The sequence below is a fragment of the Geodermatophilus sp. FMUSA9-8 genome (genome assembly GCF_037034165.1).
Classification (GTDB): Bacteria; Actinomycetota; Actinomycetes; order Mycobacteriales; family Geodermatophilaceae; genus Geodermatophilus; species Geodermatophilus nigrescens.
The window spans coordinates 55,568-73,461 of sequence record NZ_JBAGKE010000003.1 but is presented as its reverse complement, the minus strand read 5'-3'; the positions used below and the strand labels follow the sequence as shown (position 1 = coordinate 73,461).

At 76.9% G+C, this 17,894-nt stretch carries 21 protein-coding genes; 13 read left to right on the top strand and 8 right to left on the bottom strand.

Going from position 1 to position 17,894, the window contains the following annotated elements:
• Nucleotides 1–43: 43 nt before the first annotated feature.
• Nucleotides 44–199, bottom strand: coding sequence for a hypothetical protein (locus tag WA616_RS07485; protein WP_175562792.1), 156 nt, complete (start codon nt 197–199; stop codon nt 44–46).
• 32 nt (nt 200–231) lie between these two features.
• On the bottom strand, nt 232–1,014 hold the full coding sequence (locus WA616_RS07480; RefSeq protein ID WP_336028664.1) for an enoyl-CoA hydratase-related protein: 783 nt from the start codon (nt 1,012–1,014) through the stop codon (nt 232–234).
• A gap of 47 nt (nt 1,015–1,061) precedes the next feature.
• Here WA616_RS07480 and hemW point away from each other — a divergent pair, with 47 nt between their 5' ends.
• From hemW to WA616_RS07455, 5 genes are all read left to right on the top strand, one after another.
• Nucleotides 1,062–2,285 (top strand): radical SAM family heme chaperone HemW, encoded by a 1,224-nt coding sequence (hemW, locus tag WA616_RS07475; protein WP_336028663.1) that lies wholly within the window; start codon nt 1,062–1,064, stop codon nt 2,283–2,285.
• Between the two features lie 69 nt (nt 2,286–2,354).
• Entirely contained in the window at nt 2,355–3,236 is an 882-nt protein-coding gene (locus tag WA616_RS07470; protein ID WP_336028662.1) for an ABC transporter ATP-binding protein, read from the top strand.
• A complete protein-coding gene (locus WA616_RS07465; protein WP_336028661.1) occupies nt 3,233–3,973 on the top strand; it encodes an ABC transporter permease in 741 nt (246 codons plus the stop codon). The genes WA616_RS07470 and WA616_RS07465 overlap by 4 nt, the downstream gene beginning before the upstream one ends.
• 18 nt (nt 3,974–3,991) lie before the next feature.
• Entirely contained in the window at nt 3,992–5,104 is a 1,113-nt protein-coding gene (locus WA616_RS07460; protein WP_336028660.1) for a sensor histidine kinase, read from the top strand.
• Nucleotides 5,101–5,742 (top strand): response regulator transcription factor, encoded by a 642-nt coding sequence (locus WA616_RS07455; RefSeq protein WP_442901984.1) that lies wholly within the window; start codon nt 5,101–5,103, stop codon nt 5,740–5,742. The genes WA616_RS07460 and WA616_RS07455 overlap by 4 nt, the downstream gene beginning before the upstream one ends.
• Before the next feature lie 4 nt (nt 5,743–5,746).
• Here the strand turns inward: WA616_RS07455 and WA616_RS07450 are convergent, their stop codons facing one another.
• From WA616_RS07450 to WA616_RS07440, 3 genes are all read right to left on the bottom strand, one after another.
• Entirely contained in the window at nt 5,747–5,908 is a 162-nt protein-coding gene (locus tag WA616_RS07450) for a hypothetical protein (RefSeq protein WP_336028659.1), read from the bottom strand.
• 73 nt (nt 5,909–5,981) lie between these two features.
• Complete coding sequence (locus WA616_RS07445; RefSeq protein ID WP_336028658.1) at nt 5,982–6,419, bottom strand: GNAT family N-acetyltransferase; 438 nt, start codon at nt 6,417–6,419, stop codon at nt 5,982–5,984.
• Nucleotides 6,420–6,451: 32 nt separating this feature from the next.
• The gene (locus tag WA616_RS07440; RefSeq protein WP_442901983.1) at nt 6,452–6,826 is read right to left on the bottom strand and encodes a type II toxin-antitoxin system VapB family antitoxin; all 375 of its coding nucleotides are present in this window, start codon (nt 6,824–6,826) and stop codon (nt 6,452–6,454) included.
• Nucleotides 6,827–7,032: 206 nt separating this feature from the next.
• On the opposite strand from WA616_RS07440, the gene hrcA reads away from it, so the two are divergent.
• Genes hrcA through WA616_RS07425 form a run of 3 tightly spaced genes read left to right on the top strand, consistent with a single transcriptional unit; the run spans nt 7,033 to nt 9,971 of the window.
• Nucleotides 7,033–8,055, top strand: coding sequence for a heat-inducible transcriptional repressor HrcA (hrcA, locus tag WA616_RS07435; RefSeq protein WP_073419184.1), 1,023 nt, complete (start codon nt 7,033–7,035; stop codon nt 8,053–8,055).
• Nucleotides 8,056–8,070: 15 nt separating this feature from the next.
• Complete coding sequence (dnaJ, locus tag WA616_RS07430) at nt 8,071–9,207, top strand: molecular chaperone DnaJ (protein WP_073419185.1); 1,137 nt, start codon at nt 8,071–8,073, stop codon at nt 9,205–9,207.
• Complete coding sequence (locus tag WA616_RS07425; protein WP_336028655.1) at nt 9,204–9,971, top strand: 16S rRNA (uracil(1498)-N(3))-methyltransferase; 768 nt, start codon at nt 9,204–9,206, stop codon at nt 9,969–9,971. The genes dnaJ and WA616_RS07425 overlap by 4 nt, the downstream gene beginning before the upstream one ends.
• Nucleotides 9,972–10,126: 155 nt before the next feature.
• On the opposite strand, the gene WA616_RS07420 is transcribed toward WA616_RS07425, so the two are convergent.
• The 3 genes from WA616_RS07420 to WA616_RS07410 form a co-directional block, all read right to left on the bottom strand.
• Nucleotides 10,127–11,737, bottom strand: coding sequence for a PhnE/PtxC family ABC transporter permease (locus WA616_RS07420; protein WP_336028653.1), 1,611 nt, complete (start codon nt 11,735–11,737; stop codon nt 10,127–10,129).
• On the bottom strand, nt 11,734–12,411 hold the full coding sequence (locus tag WA616_RS07415; RefSeq protein WP_336028651.1) for a phosphonate ABC transporter ATP-binding protein: 678 nt from the start codon (nt 12,409–12,411) through the stop codon (nt 11,734–11,736). The genes WA616_RS07420 and WA616_RS07415 overlap by 4 nt, the downstream gene beginning before the upstream one ends.
• Before the next feature lie 62 nt (nt 12,412–12,473).
• A complete protein-coding gene (locus WA616_RS07410) occupies nt 12,474–13,421 on the bottom strand; it encodes a putative selenate ABC transporter substrate-binding protein (protein ID WP_336028650.1) in 948 nt (315 codons plus the stop codon).
• Nucleotides 13,422–13,533: 112 nt separating this feature from the next.
• Here WA616_RS07410 and WA616_RS07405 point away from each other — a divergent pair, with 112 nt between their 5' ends.
• The 5 genes from WA616_RS07405 to WA616_RS07385 all read left to right on the top strand — a co-directional run bounded on the left by WA616_RS07405 (nt 13,534) and on the right by WA616_RS07385 (nt 17,827).
• Nucleotides 13,534–13,893, top strand: a complete 360-nt coding sequence (locus WA616_RS07405; RefSeq protein WP_073419186.1) for a histidine triad nucleotide-binding protein — start codon at nt 13,534–13,536, stop codon at nt 13,891–13,893.
• Nucleotides 13,894–13,936: 43 nt separating this feature from the next.
• Nucleotides 13,937–14,761 carry an enoyl-CoA hydratase/isomerase family protein gene (locus WA616_RS07400; RefSeq protein WP_336028648.1) on the top strand — a complete coding sequence of 275 codons (825 nt, stop codon included), beginning with the start codon at nt 13,937–13,939 and terminating at the stop codon, nt 14,759–14,761.
• A 119-nt stretch (nt 14,762–14,880) separates the two neighbouring features.
• Nucleotides 14,881–15,990, top strand: coding sequence for a PhoH family protein (locus WA616_RS07395; protein ID WP_442901982.1), 1,110 nt, complete (start codon nt 14,881–14,883; stop codon nt 15,988–15,990).
• A 5-nt stretch (nt 15,991–15,995) separates the two neighbouring features.
• Complete coding sequence (gene ybeY / locus WA616_RS07390; RefSeq protein ID WP_336028646.1) at nt 15,996–16,499, top strand: rRNA maturation RNase YbeY; 504 nt, start codon at nt 15,996–15,998, stop codon at nt 16,497–16,499.
• Complete coding sequence (locus WA616_RS07385; RefSeq protein WP_336028645.1) at nt 16,496–17,827, top strand: hemolysin family protein; 1,332 nt, start codon at nt 16,496–16,498, stop codon at nt 17,825–17,827. The genes ybeY and WA616_RS07385 overlap by 4 nt, the downstream gene beginning before the upstream one ends.
• Nucleotides 17,828–17,894: the final 67 nt, after the last annotated feature.

The window sequence follows — 17,894 nt, the reverse complement described above, 5'->3', positions numbered from 1 at the left end:
ACACCCGGCCGGGGAGGGCACCCGGCCGGAGAGGTCCGGGAGGTCAGCCGCCCGCCTCGCGGAGCAGCGCGTCGCGCGCATCGCCGTCGTCGAGCAGCGGCCGTGCGTCGGTGTCGAGCGAGGTCACGGTGTCCTCGGAGCGGACCGGCTCGGGGAGGGTGCGGAACCGCTCGCGCGGGTCCTCGGGCGGGGTGGTCACGGCCGCAGCGTCCCGCGGGGACGGGCCCGGCGCTAGAGCGTGGGCACCCACCGGGCCGGGCGCTTCTCCCGGAACGCCGCGATGCCCTCCTGCCCGTCCTCGCCGGCGAAGGCCCGGGCCGAGAGCTCCAGCAGGTCGTCGAAGGAGCCCCGCAGACCGCCCGCGCGCAGCAGCCGCTTGGTCTCGGCCAGCGCCCACGGCGACCCGGCGGCCAGCGCCCGCACCTGCACGTCCACCGCGGCGTCGAGCTCGTCGTCGGCGGCCACGAGGTCCACGAGCCCGCCGGCGGCCGCGGCGGGCGCGTCGAACACCTCGCCGGTGAGCATCAGCCGGTGCGCCACGTGCGGCAGCATCCGCGGCAGCACCACGGCGGAGATGACGGCGGGCACCAGCCCGAGCCGCACCTCCGACATCCCGAACGTCGCCGACGACGCCGCCACCACCACGTCGCAGGCGGCCGCGAGCCCCACCCCGCCCGCCCGGGCCGCCCCGCGGACCACGGCCAGCACCGGCTTGGGCGAGGTCCAGATCGTCTCGAGCAGGTCGGGGAGCTCCCGCACGCCCTGGTCGCCCGCGCCCGCACCGGCCGCCTCGGACAGGTCCATCCCGGAGCAGAACACCCGCCCCGTGTGGTCGAGCACCACGACGCGGACGCCGTCGTCGGCCAGCGCCGCGTCCAGCGCCCCGCGCAGCTGCGCCCGCATCGCCCGGGACAGCGCGTTGCGGTTGGCGGGGGAGTCCAGGACGAGCCGGGCCACGCCCCCCGCGACGGTCACCTGCAGCAGCCGGTCCTCACCCACGGGCGCAGAGCTCACCCGGGCATCCTGCCCGGGGTGGCGGCCGCGCGGCACACTGGGAGCAGATGACCACCACTTTGCCGCTGCTGCCGGCGCGGCCGCCGGCGGACGACGCACTGCCGGCCGGCGCCCGCGAGCACCTGACGACGACGCCCTTCGGCCTGTACGTGCACGTGCCCTTCTGCGCCACGCGCTGCGGCTACTGCGACTTCAACACCTACACCTCCGACGAGCTCGGCCCCGGCGCCAACCGCGCCGAGTACGCCGGCACCGCGATCGCCGAGCTGCGCCGCGCCGCGGAGGTGCTCGGCCCCGACCTGCCGACGGTCTCCACCGTCTTCGTCGGCGGCGGCACCCCGACCCTGCTGCCCGCCGAGGACCTGGCCGCCGTCATGGCGGCCGTCCGCGAGCTGTTCCCCGTCGCGCCCGGCGTCGAGGTGACCACGGAGGCCAACCCCGAGTCGGTGACCCCGGCGTCGCTCGCCACCCTGCGCGCGGCCGGGTTCACCCGGCTCAGCCTCGGCATGCAGTCCGCGGCCGAGCACGTGCTCGCCGTCCTCGACCGCCGGCACACCCCCGGCCGGGCCGCGCAGGCCGCGCGCGAGGCGGTCGCCGCGGGCTTCGAGCACGTCAACCTCGACCTCATCTACGGCACCCCGGGCGAGACCGACGCCGACTGGGCCGCCTCGCTCGACGCCGTCCTCGCCGCGCCCGTCGACCACGTCAGCGCCTACGCGCTGATCGTGGAGGACGGCACCCGCCTGGCCCGCCGGATCTCCCGCGGCGAGCTCCCCATGCCCGACGACGACGTCCTCGCCGACCGCTACGTGCAGGCCGACACCGTGCTGCGCGGCGCCGGGTTCGACTGGTACGAGGTCAGCAACTGGTCGCGCGGCGACGCCGCCCGCTGCCGGCACAACGAGCTCTACTGGGCCAACGCCAACTGGTGGGGGATCGGCCCGGGCGCGCACAGCCACGTCGGCGGCGTGCGCTGGTGGAACGTCAAGCACCCGGCCGCGTACGCGCAGCGGCTGGCGGCGGGCGAGAGCCCGGCCGCCGACCGCGAGGTGCTCGAGCCCGCCGACCGGGCGCTGGAGACGGTCATGCTCGGCCTGCGGCTGCGCGACGGGCTGCCGCTCACGGCGCTGTCCGACGCCGGCCGTCGCCGCGCCGCCGACGCCGTCGCCCGCGGCCTGCTCGACCCGGCCGCGCACGAGGCGGGGCGCGCCGTGCTCACCGACCGCGGCCGCCTGCTCGCCGACGCCGTCGTCCGCGACCTGACCGACTGACAGGTGTCACGGCGGGACGACGACGTCCCGCACTACTGCCCGGGCGGGCCCCGCGGCCAGGCTCGGCGCATGCCCTCGGACGCCCTCGACGTCGCCGGTCTCACCGTCCGCCACCGCGACGTGCTCGCCGTCGACGGCCTCGACCTGCGCATCGGCCAGGGCGAGACCGTCGCGCTGCTCGGCCCCAACGGCGCCGGCAAGTCCTCCACCGTCTCCGCCGTCCTCGGGCTGGTGCGGCCGGCCGCCGGGAGGGTCCGCGTGCTCGGCCGCGCCCCGGCCGACGCCGTCCGCGCCGGCTGCGTCGGCGCGATGCTGCAGCACGGCGGGCTGCCCGGCGAGGCGCGGGTCGGGGAGGTCGTGCACCTGGTGCGCCGCAGCTACCCCGACCCGTGGCCGCTGGACGACCTCGTCGCCACCACCGGGATCGGCGGGCTGCTCGGCCGGCCGGTCGACGCGCTGTCCGGCGGTCAGCGCCAGCGCGTGATGCTGGCGCTCGCGCTGGCCGGCCAGCCGCCGCTGCTGCTCCTCGACGAGCCCACCTCGGCCATGGACGTCGAGGGACGCCGCGCCTTCTGGGCCACGATGCGCGACCTCGCCGCGCGCGGCACCACCGTCGTCTTCGCCACCCACCACCTCGAGGAGGCCGACGCCGTCGCCGACCGCGTGGTCGTCCTCGCCGGCGGCCGGGTCGTCGCCGACGGGTCCTCGGCCGCGGTGCGCTCCGCGGTGGCCGGGCGCAGCGTCCGGCTCACCGCCGACCGGGTCCCCGACGACGTCCCCGGGGTCACCGCCGGCACCCGGCGGGGCGGCGTCGTCACCCTCACCACCACCGACGTCGAGGCGACCCTGCGCGGGCTGCTCGACGCCGGTGTCCCGCTGACCGATCTCGAGGTCCGCGGCGCCAGCCTCGAGGACGCCGTCCTCAGCCTCACGACGGGAGCCGCCCGATGAGCCCGCTGTTCGCCTTCCAGCTGCGCCGGATCGGCCGCAACCGGCAGTACCTGCTGTTCACCGTGGTGCTGCCGGCCGCGTTCACCGTCTTCTTCACCCAGGTCTTCGCCGGCGCGCCGGGCGGCGTCAGCCAGGAGCAGGCCGCCGCCACGATGGTCGCGATGATGGCCTACGGCGCCATCGGGGCGGCCCTCGGCGCCACGGTCCGGCTGTCGTTCGACCGGGCGTCGGGCTGGCTGCGCCAGCTGCGGGTGACGCCGGTGCCGCAGACGACGGTGGTCGCCGTCGACGTCGCCGTCGGCATGCTGCTCACCCTCCCGCCGCTGCTGGTCGTGGCCGGGGTCGGCCGGTTCGTCAACGGCGTGCGGCTCGGCGCCGCGGAGTGGGCGGGGCTGGTCGGCGTGCTGTGGCTCGGCTCGGCGGTGTTCGTCGCGCTGGGCCTGCTGCTCGGCTGGGCGCTGGAGGAGAAGGCCGCGGGCGGCGCGATCGGCATCCTCACCACCGTGCTCGCCGCGCTGGGCGGGTTGTGGGTGCCGGTCGAGCTGTTCCCGTCGGGCCTGCGGGCGTTCGCACAGGTCCTGCCCTCGTACTGGTACGCCGAGGCCGGCCGGGACGTCGCCGCCGGCGGGGTGCCCGCGGTGCTGCCGCTGGCGCTGCTCACCGGGTTCGCCGTCGTGTTCGCCGCGCTCGCGGTCGGGGTCGCGCGCCGTCGCCCGCTGACCGCGACCGCCGGCTGACCCGGATACGGTCGCGCCGTGGACGTCCACAGCCGCTGGCAGCAGATCGGCTGGTCGCTGCCCTGGCTGCTCTTCCAGGTCTTCCCCGCCGCGGACCTGGTCACCGTCGAGCGCCCCCTGGCGGTCCGCGTGCTGGCCGGCGCGGCGCTGCTGGCGTTCACCCTCGTGTACCTCGACGTGTTCCGCCGGTCCTTCGGCGGCTGCCGCACCGAGGGGACGCTGGTCCGGCTGGCGGTGGTCGGGGCGCTCGGCGTCGGGCTCGCCGTCGCGATGGGGCCGTCGTGGGCCGGGCTGATGATCTACGTGTCGGCCGCCTCGGCGGTGGCCCTGCCGCAGCGCCGGGTGTGGTGGGCGGTCGTCGGCGCCGCGGCCGTCTGCGTCGCCGTCGTCGCGGCCGACGGCCAGCTGGCCAACCTCTTCATCCTGCCGGTGATGTGCGTGCTCACGGCGTTCGCGCTGCTCGGCACCCGGCACCTCGTCTCGGTCAACACCGAGCTCGCCGCGGCGCGCGAGGAGCTGGCCCGCAACGCCGTCGCCGAGGAGCGGCTGCGCTTCGCCCGGGACCTGCACGACCTGCTCGGCCACAGCCTGTCGCTCATCGCGCTCAAGAGCGAGCTCGCCGGCCGGCTGGCCGAGGCCGACCCGGCGCGCGCCCGCACCGAGATGGCCGACGTGGAGGGGGTGGCGCGCCGGGCCCTGGCCGAGGTGCGCGACGCGGTCAGCGGCTACCGCCAGGTCAGCTGCGCGCAGGCGCTCGCCGAGGCGCGCTCGGCGCTGTCGGGGGCGGGCATCGCCGTCCGGCTGCCCGCCCGCGTGCCCACCCTGCCCGGGCCGGTCGACGCGGCGCTGGGCTGGGTGGTCCGCGAGGCGACGACGAACGTGCTGCGGCACAGCGGCGCCCGGGCGGTCGCCGTCACGCTCACCGACGACGGCGTCGAGGCGGTCCTCACCGTCGCCGACGACGGCCGCGGCCCGGCCGAGGACACCGAGCTCGGCTCCGGGCTGGCCGGACTCGCCGAGCGGGTCGGCAAGCTCGGCGGGGCGCTCACCGGCGGCGCCGGGCGCGACGGCGGCTACGAGCTGCGCGCCGTCCTCCCGCTGGCGCCCGTGCCGGCCGGGACGGCCCCGTGACCGACGGCGCGACCGGCGGCGGGGGCGGCGGCGTGATCCGCGTGCTCGTCGCCGAGGACCAGTCGATGGTCCGCGGGGCGCTCCGGGCGCTGCTGGAGCTCGAGCCCGACCTCACCGTCGTCGCCGAGGTCGGCCGCGGCGACGAGGTGCTGGCCGCCGCCCGCGAGCACCGGCCCGACGTCGCCCTGCTCGACATCGAGATGCCCGGGCAGGACGGGCTGGAGGCCGCCCGCGAGCTGGCCGCGGAACTCCCCGGCGTGCGCGCGGTCGTGCTGACCACCTTCGGCCGGCCCGGGTTCCTGCGCCGCGCCATGGAGGTCGGCGCCGCCGGGTTCCTCGTCAAGGACGCCCCCGTGGCCGAGCTGGCGAAGGCCATCCGCGCCGTCGTCGCGGGGGAGCGGGTCATCGACCGCGACCTCGCCGCCGCGGCCCTCGCCATCGGGGCCACGCCGCTGTCCGGCCGCGAGGCGGACGTGCTGCGCGAGGCGGCCGACGGCGCCACCGTCGCCGACATAGCGCGGACGCTGTTCCTGTCCGAGGGCACCGTGCGCAACTACCTGTCCTCGGCGATCGGCAAGACCGGCGCCCGCACCCGGGTGGAGGCCGCCCGCGTCGCCGCGGACAAGGGCTGGCTGTAGAGGTTCAGCCGGGGAGGACCCACGGGGCGCTGCCGAACGGGGCGCCGGTCTGCTTCCCGCAGAGCCGGCACACCTTGTCGTCCGGCCCGGAGGGCCGCTCGCGGTCGGGTGGGCGCCGGACGTAGGAGTGCATCCCGAACCGGCACCGCATCGGCTTCCGAGTCATGGGCCGACGCTAGGAGCGGCCGACCCCGCCGGACAGGGGAGTTGGACCTGACCCGGGCCGCTGCGGTCGCGGCCTACAGCGGCAGCTTCATCCCGACGTGCGAGGCCTCGAAGCCCAGCCGCTCGTAGAAGCGCCGGGCGTCGGGACGGCGGACGTCGGTGGTGAGCTGCAGCAGCGCCGCGCCCCGGCGGCGGGCCTCCGCGGCGCACCAGCGCAGCATCGCCTCGCCGAGCCCCCGCCCGCGCGCCGCCGCGGCCACCCGGACCCCCTCGACCTGCGCCCGCAGCGCCCCGCCGCCGGCGAGCCCCGGCAGGAACGACAGCTGCAGCGTGCCAACGACCGTGCCGCCGTCGTCGGCCACGACCAGCAGGTGCGCGGGGTCGGCGTCGACGGCGGCGAACGCCCGCTCGTAGGGCGCCGGGTCGGCGGTCTCCCGGCCGGCGCCGAGCACGTCGTCGGCCAGCAGCGCGACGACGGCCGGCAGGTCGGCGGCCACCATCCGGCGCAGCACGACCCCGCCGCCGAGGTCGGCCGTGACGGCGCTCAGAGGGGGCGGGTGGGGTCGGCGGGCATGAGCGCGTCGAGGTCGAGCACCCGCACGTGGATGACCGTGCGCTGCTGCAGCGCCGCCCGGAGCGCCCGGTGCAGCCCGTCCTCCAGGTAGAGGTCGCCGTGCCACTGGACGGCGTGCGGGAACAGGTCGCCGTAGAAGGTCGAGTCGTCGGCCAGCAGCGTGTCCAGCGCCAGCTCGCTCTTGGTGGTGACCAGCGTGTCGAGCCGGATCTGACGGGGCGGGATCATCGCCCAGTCCTTGGTGGACAGGCCGTGCTCGGGATAGGGACGCCCGTTGCGCACCGCTTTGAAGATCAGGGCCCGACCTCCGTCCGACCACCCCGCACCGGCACCGTCCGCGGCCACCCTATCCACCGTCCGGGGAGCCCGCCGGTGCCCCCCGGAGGGTGTGGCGTCCGTCCGGCTCCGCGACGGAACGCCCCGCCGGTCGTATGCTGGGCTGGCACTCAGTCCGTGCGAGTGCCAGCCCTCCGGGGCCGCCGGCGCCGCTGCCGGGGCCGCCCCGCGGCGGCCCGCACGACGGACGTCGACCGGTACGGGGAGGTGTCACCGTGGCGCACGACGAACGCCGGCTCCAGGTCCTGCGGGCCATCGTCCAGGACTTCGTCTCCACCAACGACCCGGTGGGCAGCAAGGCCCTGGCCGACCGCCACGACCTGGGCGTCTCGCCGGCCACCATCCGCAACGACATGGCGGTGCTCGAGGAGCAGGGCTACATCACCCAGCCGCACACCAGCGCCGGCCGGGTGCCCACCGACAAGGGCTACCGCCTGTTCGTCGACCGGCTGTCGTCGGTCAAGCCGCTGTCGGGCGCCGAGCGCAAGGCGATCGAGCGGTTCCTCGACGGCGCCGTCGACCTGCACGACGTCCTCGGCCGCACGGTGCGGCTGCTCGCGCAGCTGACCCACCAGGTCGCCGTCGTCCAGTACCCGACGCTGTCGCGCAGCGCCGTGCGCCACCTCGAGGTGGTGCAGCTGACCGGCTCGCGGCTGCTGCTGGTGCTCATCACCGACACCGGCCGGGTCGAGCAGCGCGTGGTCGAGTGTCCCGCCGACGTGGCCCGCGACGACGTCGCCGACCTGCGGGCGCTGCTGAACTCCGCGTTCACCGGCGCGCGCCTGGCCGATGCGGGCGGCAAGGTGCCCGAGCTGCTCGACACCGCCCCGCCGCACCTGCGGGCGCTCGTCGCGGCGGTCGGCGCCGCCCTGGTGGAGACGCTGGTCGAGCCGGGGGAGGACCGGCTCGTCGTCGGCGGGACGGCGAACCTCGCCCGGGTCGCCGTCGACTTCCCCGGCAGCCTGCGGCCGCTGCTCGAGGCGCTCGAGGAGCAGGTCGTGGTGCTCAAGCTGATCAGCGAGGTCGACAGCGGCGGCACCGTGCTCGTGCGCATCGGCGAGGAGAACGCGCACGAGGCGCTCGCGGGCGCGTCGGTCGTCTCCGTCGGGTACGGCACGGGCGACCGCGCACTGGGCGGACTCGGCATCGTCGGCCCGACCCGCATGGACTATCCGGGCAACATGGCCGCGGTGCGCGCCGTGGCCCGCTACGTCGGCCACCTGCTGGCCGAGAGCTGAGGACTCGAACACCTGATGGCAACCGACTACTACGGCGTCCTGGGGCTCGCCCGGGGCGCGTCCGACGCCGACATCAAGAAGGCCTACCGGCGGCTGGCGCGCGACCTGCACCCCGACGTCAACCCCGATCCCGAGGCCAAGGAGCGCTTCCAGGAGGTCAGCCGCGCCTACCAGGCGCTGACCGACCCGGACAAGCGCCGCATCGTCGACCTCGGCGGCGACCCGTTCGACAGCAGCGCCGGCGCCGGCGCGGGCTCCCCGTTCGGCGGGGCCGGCTTCGGCGGGCTCGGCGACATCATGGACGCGTTTTTCGGCGGCGGGGTGGGCGGCCGCGGCCCCCGCAGCCGGGTCCGCGCCGGCGACGACGCGCTCATCGTGCTCGAGCTCGACCTGGAGCAGACGGTCTTCGGCACCACCGAGGACATCACCGTCGACACCGCGGTGCTGTGCGGCACCTGCAGCGGCGCCGGGACCGCCCCGGGCACCCACCCGACCACCTGCGCCACCTGCTCCGGCCGCGGCGAGGTGCAGAGCGTGCAGCGCTCGTTCCTCGGCCAGGTCGTGTCCACCCGCCCCTGCCCGACCTGCGCGGGCACCGGGCAGGTCATCCCCGACCCGTGCCCCGAGTGCGGCAGCGAGGGCCGCGTGCGCGCCCGCCGGACCATCCCGGTGAAGGTGCCCGCCGGCGTCGAGGACGGCATGCGGATCCGGCTCACCGGCCGCGGCGAGGTCGGCCCCGGCGGCGGCCCGGCCGGCGACCTGTACGTCGAGATCCGCGAGCGCCCGCACGAGGTCTTCACCCGCGACGGCGAGGACCTGCACTGCCACGTCACGCTGCCGATGACGGCCGCGGCGCTGGGCACCACGCTGCCGCTGACGCTGCTCGACGGCGAGGAGACCGACGTCGACGTCCGCCCCGGCACGCAGGCGGGCACCGTGACGACGCTGCGCGGCAAGGGCGCGCCGCGGCTGCGCGCGACCGGCCGGGGCAACCTGCAGGTGCACGTCGACGTGCAGACCCCCACCAAGCTCGACGCCGAACAGGAGAAGCTGCTGCGCGAGCTCGCCGCGCTGCGCGGGGAGGACCGCCGGGAACCGGCCGGCGAGGGGCACGGCGGGCTGTTCTCGCGCGTCCGGAAGCCCTTCCGGTGACGGCCCCGGCCGCCGACGACCAGCGCCCGGTGCAGGACGGCTCGCCGCTGTTCCTGATCGACGAGCTGCCCGAGGCGGCCGAGGTCCTGGTCGACGGCGCCGAGGGCCGGCACGCCGTCGACGTCCTGCGGCTGGCCGCCGGGGAGCCGGTGGGGGTCGGCGACGGCCGCGGCACCGTCGTCGAGGGCACGGTCCTCGACGCGGGCCCGCGCGGCCTGCGCGTGCAGGTGACCGCCCGCCACGAGGTGCCCGCGCCCGAGCCGGAGTTCCTGCTCGTCCAGGCGCTGCCGAAGGGCGACCGCGGGCAGCTGGCCGTGGAGCTGGCCACCGAGCTCGGCGTGGACCGGATCGTCCCGTGGGCCGCGGCCCGCTGCGTCACCCGCTGGCGCGAGGACCGCGTCGACAGGGGCCTGGCGAAGTGGCGGGCGGCGGCGCGGGCGGCGGCCAAGCAGTCGCGCCGGCCGCGGGTGCCCGAGGTGGGCGGGCTGATGACCACCCGCCAGGTGTGCGGCGAGCTCGCCGACGTCGACCTCGCGCTGGTGCTGCACGAGCAGGCCCGCCGGCCGCTGTCCGGCGTCGACGTGCCCTCCCGCGGCACGGTCGCCGTCGTCGTCGGCCCGGAGGGCGGGCTCACCGACGGCGAGGTCGTGGCGCTGCGCGCCGCCGGTGCCCAGGCCGTGCGGCTCGGCCCCGAGGTGCTGCGGACCTCCACCGCCGGCGCCGCCGCGCTCGCCGCCCTGTCGGTCCGCACCCGCTGGAGCTGACACATCGCGGTCCTCCGGACCGCACCACGGCCACGTGCCGTCCCCACCTGAGCTGAGTGTGAGCGTGCACCGCGCCGGGAGCCCTCCGGGCCCCGCGTCGCGGCACACAGTCCGAGCACGCCGTCGGGGACCCTCCGGGCCCCGCTCCGCCGCGCTCAGCGCAGGGCGCGGCGGGCGCGGTCGCTGACCAGGTCGACGGCGAGGGTCAGCGCGATCGTCGCGAGCAGCACGGTGGTGACCGCCGGCCAGTCGAACACGGCCAGCCGCGACGCGAGCAGGGCGCCGAGCCCGCCGGCGCCGAGCAGCCCGACGAGCAGCGTGTCCCGGACGGCGACCTCCCACCGGTACAGCGCGAACGCCAGCACCGGCCCCGCCGCGCGCGGCGCCACCCCGTAGAGCACCCGTGACGCCGGCCGGGCGCCCAGCGCGGTGAGCGCGGCCCGCGGGCGGGGGTCGGCCTCCTCGACCGCCTCGCCGGCCAGCCGCCCGAGCACGCCGAGGGTGTAGACGCCGAGCGCGAGCGCCCCGGGCAGCACGCCGGGCAGCAGCACGAAGAGGAACACCAGCGCCCACACCGGCGGCGGCACCGCCCGCAGCACGAGCAGCGCCGCCCGCACCAGCGCCCCGGCGACCCGCCGCCCGGGACCGGCCGCGGGCGGCCGCGCCGCGACCCCCGCCAGCAGCACCGCCCCGGCCAGCGCGAGCGCCACGGCCAGCACCGACATCTGCACCGTGACGACGGCGAGCCGGCCCACCTCGCGCAGCAGGTCGCCGTCGGCCGCCGGGGGCCAGGCGGCGCCCGGCACGTACGCGGCCTGCTCCCGGGTGCGGGCCGATCCCAGCGACGCCGGCGTCGGCGCCAGGTACCACCACGCCCAGGCGACGGCGGCCGTCGACCCGGCGAGCGCCGCGGTGAGCACCCGGTCGCGGGCGAGCACCCCGGCCCGCCGGCGCGGCGCGGCCACCCGGCGGCGCACCGCCCGCCCCGCGACGTCGGCCGCCAGGCACAGCAGCGCCAGCGCGTACACGCACGTCCACACCTCCGCCCAGCGCAGCGACGCGAACGACAGCGCCAGCTGGTAGCCCAGCCCGCCGGCGCCGATCAGGCCGAGCACCACGGCCGAGCGCACCGCGCACTCCAGCCGGTGGAACGCGTAGGACAGCAGACCGCCGGCCGCCCGCGGCAGCAGCCCGTACAGCGCCGCCGGGACCCGGCCCGCCCCCTGCGCCAGCAGCGCCTCGTACGGGCCGCGCGGCACCTCGTCGAGCAGGTCGGCGAACACCTTCGCGGTGACCGCGCCGTAGGGCACGCCGATGGCCAGCACGCCCACCCACGGGTCGAGGCCGAGCACGTTGACCAGCAGCAGCGCCCACACCGCCTCGTGCAGCCCGCGCGGGACGGCGAGCACGGCGCGGGCCGCCGCCCAGCCCAGCCGCCGCCGGCCCCAGGCGGTGCGCGCGACCGCGACCGCCCCCAGCGCCCCGAGCAGCAGCGCCAGCGCGGTGCCCAGCACGGCGTAGGCGAGGGTGACCAGCGCGGCGGTGCCGAGCACGCCGAGGAAGGGGCCGTCGAGCGCGGGGGACAGCGCGGCCGCGGCGAACCGGCCGGCCTGGGCGCCGCCGGCCGGGTTGAGCACCTCCCCGTCGAGCGCCGCGGCCAGCGACCAGCCGACGGCGGCCAGGGCGGCCAGCCCCCACGCCCAGCGCCGCCGGTCGCGCCGCAGCGATGGTGCCGCCGTCGCCGGCGGGGACAGCACGGCGGTCACGCCGGCGTCCCGTAGAAGGCGGCGAGGTCGGGCGCCGACAGCGCGGCGGCCGGGGCGTCGAGCACCACCCGGCCGCCGGACAGGCCCACCACCCGGTCGCAGTGCCGGAGCGCCAGCGCCGGGTCGTGCAGCGCCGCGACCAGGGCCCCGCCGCGCCCGGCCGTCTCCGCCAGCAACCCCAGGACCCGGTCGGCGAGCAGCGGGTCCAGCGCCGACGCGGGCTCGTCGGCCAGCACGAGCTCGGGCCGCTGCACGAGCACCCGCGCCACGGCCACCCGCTGCCGCTGGCCGCCCGAGAGCGTGTCGGTGCGGTCGAAGAACCGGTCGGCCAGCCCCACCCGGTCGAGCGCGGCCAGCACCTCCGTCACGCCCTGCGGCCGCACCAGCGGCCACGCCGCGCGGGCCGCCGACCAGGCGCCGAGCCGGCCGGCGTTGACGTCGTGCACCACCCGCAGCGGCCCGGCCAGCTCCAGCGACTGGTGCACCGTGCCCACGCGGGCCCGCAGCCGGCGCAGCGCCCGCCCGCGCAGCGCCGAGGGGTCGCAGCCGAGCACCTCCACCGCGCCCGCCGACGGCGACACCCCGCCGTTGGCCACGGCCAGCAGCGTCGACTTGCCGGCGCCCGAGGCCCCGACGACGGCGACCCGCTCGCCCGGGCGCACGGTGAGGTCCACCCCGTCGAGCGCGGTCGCCGCCCCGAAGCGGACCGTGACGCCGGCCAGCCGGAGGACGGCGGTCAGCTGACCAGCCCCAGGCTGCGGCCGATCTCCTCGATCCGGTCGTAGTCCGAGGCCCGCGCCGGGATGAACGACCGCGCGCCGAACAGGTCGAGCACCGCGGCGTCGTCCGGGTCGTCGGCCGACAGCCCGGTGAAGAACGCGGTCAACCGCTCGGCGACGTCGTCGCCGAACCGCTCGGCCGCGCGGGGGCCGAGCAGCCAGTGGTAGTCGGAGTAGGCGGGAGTGCGGGCGTACCCGACGACGGCGGGGTCGACCGCGCCCTCCTCCGTCCGCGAGCGCCACACCTGCTCGTTGAGCACGCCGGCCTGGTAGCTGCCCGAGGCGACCAGCGCGATCGTGGCGTCGTGCGAGCCGGAGAACCCCGGCCCGCCGGGGAAGCCCTGCGGGTCGACGCCGGCCTGCTGCAGGTAGTACGCGGGCATCAGCCGGCCCGACGTCGAGGTCTCGCTGCCGTAGGTGAACCGCAGCGCGGCCAGCGGGCGCAGGTCGTCGGCCGGCGCGAGCCCGGCCGCGGCGTTCACCACGAACACGGAGTGGAACGCCGCGTCGATGTCGCGCTGGGCGACCGGCCGCGCGCCGGGCGCCTGCAGACGGGCCTGCACGCCGGTGAGCCCGCCGAACCAGACGAGGTCGAGGTCGCCGGTGCGGAAGAGGGAGACCGCGGCGGCGTAGTCGGTGACCGGGGAGTAGACGACGTCGAGGTCGAGCGCGGCCGACATCGCGCCGGCGACGGTGGCGTACAGGCGCTGCAGGACCTCGGGGTCCTGGTCGGGGATGGCGCCGATGCGCATCGTCGGCGTGCCGCCCGACGACGGGGCGGCGCCGACGGGGGAGGAGCGGCCGCAGGCGGCGGTCGCGAGGGCGAGAGCGGTGCCGGCGAGGAACGCGCGGCGGGACGGGCGGACACTGGGGCTCCCCGACCGGAGAGCGCTGCGGACGGTCACTACGTCCGACTGGGCGGCTGGGGGACGGGCACGGGGGACCTCCTGCGGGTCGGGGCGCTGACCGGGCCATCCTGGCCCGCAGCGCCCGCCGCCGCCCCCTAGGGTCGGGGAGGTGAGCGACTGCCTCTTCTGCCGGATCGTGGCCGGGGAGATCCCCGCCGACGTCGTGCACGAGACCGACCGCACGCTGGCCTTCCGCGACGTCAACCCGCAGGCCCCCACGCACGTCCTGGTCATCCCGAAGGACCACCACGCGACGGCGGGGCTGCTCGTGGGTGCCGACCCGCAGCTGCTGGCCGAGGTCGTGGCGGCCGCGCACGCCGTCGCCGTCCAGGAGGGCCTCGCGACGCAGGACGGGCCCGAGCCCGGCTACCGCCTGGTGGCCAACACCGGCCCCGCGGCCGGGCAGACCGTCCACCACCTGCACCTGCACGTCCTCGGCGGCCGCTCGCTGGGCTGGCCCCCGGGCTGAGCCGCCGGGGAGGGCACCCGCCCGGGCTGGCAGGGTGGCCGCCATGACCGACAGCGCCGTCGCCCCCGTCCGGATCGAGCGCGACGGCGACGTCGCCGTCGTCGTGCTGGACCGGCCGCCGCTGAACCTGTTCGACGAGTCGGTCTTCGCCGCGCTGGAGCAGGTGGCCGCCGAGCTGGCCGCGCTCACCGCGCCCGGCCGCGCCGACCGCGCCCGCGCCGTGCTGGTCGAGGCCCGCGGGAAGGTCGTCTCCGGCGGGGTCGACGTCACCGCCTTCCGGGCGATCGCCGAGGGCCCCGACCCGGCCGGGGAGGGGGCGGCGCTGTGGGCCCGGCTGCTGCGGGTGGCGCAGACGGTCGAGGACCTGCCGGTGCCCACGGTGTTCGCCGCGCACGGGCTCACACTCACCGCCGCGTTCGAGCTGGCGCTGGCCTGCGACGTGCTGCTGGCCGCCGAGCGGGCGTCGTTCGGGCTGGTCGAGATCGTCGTCGGGCTGACGCCGTCGATGGGCGGGCCGCAGCGGCTGGCCGAGCGCGCCGGACCCGCGCGGGCCAAGGAGCTGATCTTCACCGGCGAGCGCTACCCGGCCGCGGTGCTCGAGCGCTGGGACGTGGTGAACCGGGTGCTGCCCGACGAGGGCTTCGCCGAGGCGGCCCGCGCGTACGCCCGCCGGGTCGCCGCCGGACCCACGGTCGCCCACGCGGCCACCAAGCGGCTGGTGACCACCGCCGTGCGGCACGGCGCCCGCGCCGCCGACGACGTGACGCCGCAGGTCTCCGGCCCGCTGTTCGCCACCGAGGACCTCCGCGGCGCCGTCGTCTCCTTCCTCGAGGACGGGCCCGGGAAGGCCGGCTACCGGGGCCGGTGACCCCCGTCGGGGCGGGATTCCCGCTCGACCCGCGCGGGTAGAGTCGAGGGGGTCTCATCCCCGTGCCAGGAAGGCAGGGTCGAGGGTTCTTGCCCGACACCTCCCCGAACGTCCCCGTGGTGGGCGCCCCCACCTCGCGTGAGGCCTCCGCGCAGGCCGCCGCCGCGGACGGCGCCACCACCACCCCCACGACAGCGCTCGCGGCGACCACGCCCGTCCGCGCCACCATCACCGTCCCGGACTCCGTCTCGATGGTCGCCCTGCTCGGCTCCGGCGACGAGCTGCTGCGCCTGGTCGAGGGTGAGCTCGAGGCCGACGTGCACGTCCGCGGCAACGAGATCGCCGTGACCGGGCAGCCGGCCGACAACGCCTTCGCCGTCCGCGTCTTCGACGAGCTGATCGCGCTGCTCGGCACCGGGCAGGCGCTGCGCCCCGACTCGGTGCGCCGCGTCATCGGCATGCTCAAGAGCGGCGGCTCCGAGCGCCCGGCCGACGTGCTGAGCCTCGACATCATCAGCCGCCGGGGCCGCACCATCCGGCCCAAGACGCTGAACCAGAAGCGCTACGTCGACGCGATCGACCAGCACACCATCGTCTTCGGCATCGGCCCGGCCGGTACCGGCAAGACCTACCTGGCGATGGCCAAGGCCGTGCAGGCGCTGCAGACCAAGCAGGTCAACCGGATCATCCTCACCCGGCCCGCGGTCGAGGCCGGCGAGCGGCTGGGCTACCTGCCCGGCACGCTCAGCGAGAAGATCGACCCCTACCTGCGGCCGCTGTACGACGCGCTGCACGACATGGTCGACCCGGAGTCGATCCCGCGGCTCATGCAGTCCGGGACGATCGAGGTCGCCCCGCTGGCCTACATGCGCGGGCGCACGCTCAACGACGCGTTCGTCATCCTCGACGAGGCGCAGAACACCACCGCCGAGCAGATGAAGATGTTCCTCACCCGCCTCGGCTTCGGCTCGAAGATCGTCGTCACCGGTGACGTCACGCAGGTCGACCTCCCCGGCGGCGCGCAGAGCGGCCTCAAGGTGGTGCGGGAGATCCTCGACGGCGTCGAGGACGTGCACTTCGCCAACCTGACCAGCTCCGACGTCGTCCGCCACCGCCTGGTCGGCGACATCGTCGACGCCTACGAGCGCTGGGACGCCGCCCACCAGCAGGGCGCCGGCCGTCCCGCCGTGCCCGCCCGCCCCGCGCGGCCGCGCCGGCAGGGGAGCTGACCGCCGTGCCGGTCGAGGTGGCCAACGAGTCCGAGATCGCCGTCGACGAGGCGGAGCTGACCGGGATCTGCCGGTTCGTGCTCGCCGAGATGGGCGTCAACCCGATGGCCGAGCTGTCGGTGCTCTGCGTGGACCCCGACTACATGTCGGTGCTGCACGAGCGCTGGATGGGGGAGAAGGGCCCGACCGACGTCCTGGCCTTCCCCATGGACGAGCTCGACACGGCCCGGCCCGACGACCCCGAGCCCGGCCCCGCGCTGCTCGGCGACGTCGTGCTGTGCCCCTCGGTGGCCGTCCGGCAGGCCCGCGCCGCCGGGCACTCCATGGACGACGAGCTGCTGCTGCTCGCCACGCACGGCGTGCTGCACCTGCTCGGCTACGACCACATGGAGCCGGAGGAGGAGCGGGAGATGTTCGGCCTGCAGACCCGCCTCCTCGAGGGCTGGCGCTCGGCCCCGCGGCAGCCGGTCACCGGCGAGCCGGCGGAACGGGGACCCGGGTCCCGATGAGCGCCGGCGCGGTCACCCTGCTGGTGGTCGCGGTCTGCCTGGTGCCGCTGGCGGGTGCCTTCGGCGCCATGGACGCCGCGCTCCAGCGGGTGTCACCGGCCCGCGTGGAGGAGCTGCGGCGCGACGGCGTCCGCCGGGCGCCGCGCCTGGAGCAGGTGCTCGGCGAGCGCGCCCGCGCGGTCGCGCTGCTGCTCCTGCTGCGGATCGCCTGCGAGATGGTGGCGGCGGTGCTCGTCGCCGTGCTGTTCGTGCGGGCCCTCGGCACGGGCTGGCAGGCGGTGCTCGCCGCGGCCGGCGTCATGGTGGTCGTCAGCTACGTGCTGGTCGGCGTCGGCCCGCGCACGCTCGGTCGCCAGCACGCCTACCCGATCGCGCTGGCCACCGCCGGGGTCGTGCGGCTGCTGGTGCGCCTGCTCGGGCCGGTCGCGACGCTGCTCATCCTGCTCGGCAACGCCATCACGCCCGGCCGCGGCTACCGCGACGGCCCGTTCTCCACCGAGGTCGAGCTGCGCGAGCTCGTCGACCTCGCCGAGGAGCGCGGCGTCGTGGAGTCCGGCGAGCGCAACATGATCCACTCGGTGTTCGAGCTCGGCGACACCATCGCCCGCGAGGTCATGGTGCCGCGCACCGACGTCGTGTGGATCGAGCGCACCAAGACCGTCCGGCAGGCGCTGGCGCTGGCGCTGCGCAGCGGGTTCAGCCGCATCCCGGTGATCGGCGAGAACGTCGACGACGTCGTCGGCATCGTCTACCTCAAGGACCTCGTCCGCCGGTCGCAGAACCTCGGCGACGGCCGCGGCCCGCGGGTCGAGGAGCTCATGCGCCTCCCGGCGTTCGTGCCGGAGTCCAAGCCGGTCGACGAGCTGCTGCGCGACATGCAGGCCCGCCGCACCCACATCGCGGTCGTCGTCGACGAGTACGGCGGGTTCGCGGGTCTCGTCACCATCGAGGACATCCTCGAGGAGATCGTCGGCGAGATCGCCGACGAGCACGACGCCGTGCAGCGCCCGCCGGTCGAGCGCCTCGACGACGGCTCGGTGCGGATCACCGCCCGCCTGCCGGTCGAGGACCTCGCCGAGCTGTTCGACGTCGAGCTGCCCTCCGACGACGACGTCGAGACCGTCGGCGGCCTGCTCGCCCGCGAGCTCGGCCTGGTGCCGATCGAGGGCTCGTCGGCCGAGGTGGCGGGGCTGCGGCTGGTCGCGGAGAGCACCGGCGGGCGGCGCAACCGCATCGACACGATCGTCGTCACGAAGGCGCCCGACACCGATCCCGACGCCCAGTCGGGGGCCACCCGCGCGGAGGTCCCGGCCGGCGCCGAGAGCTGACGTGGAAGGCTCCTGAGGGACCTTCCCGCCCCCACCGCTCGCAGGCTCGCGGCGGGCCCCTGCGCGA

Bases quoted from the DNA above. Each gene is read 5' to 3' on its own strand.
- WA616_RS07385 (WP_336028645.1), top strand. From the start codon at position 16,496: ATGAGCGCCGGCGCGGTCACCCTGCTGGTGGTCGCGGTCTGCCTGGTG.
- WA616_RS07470 (WP_336028662.1), top strand. From the start codon at position 2,355: ATGCCCTCGGACGCCCTCGACGTCGCCGGTCTCACCGTCCGCCACCGC.
- dnaJ (WP_073419185.1), top strand. From the start codon at position 8,071: ATGGCAACCGACTACTACGGCGTCCTGGGGCTCGCCCGGGGCGCGTCC.
- hemW (WP_336028663.1), top strand. From the start codon at position 1,062: ATGACCACCACTTTGCCGCTGCTGCCGGCGCGGCCGCCGGCGGACGAC.
- WA616_RS07450 (WP_336028659.1), bottom strand. From the start codon at position 5,908: ATGACTCGGAAGCCGATGCGGTGCCGGTTCGGGATGCACTCCTACGTC.
- WA616_RS07400 (WP_336028648.1), top strand. From the start codon at position 13,937: ATGACCGACAGCGCCGTCGCCCCCGTCCGGATCGAGCGCGACGGCGAC.
- WA616_RS07465 (WP_336028661.1), top strand. From the start codon at position 3,233: ATGAGCCCGCTGTTCGCCTTCCAGCTGCGCCGGATCGGCCGCAACCGG.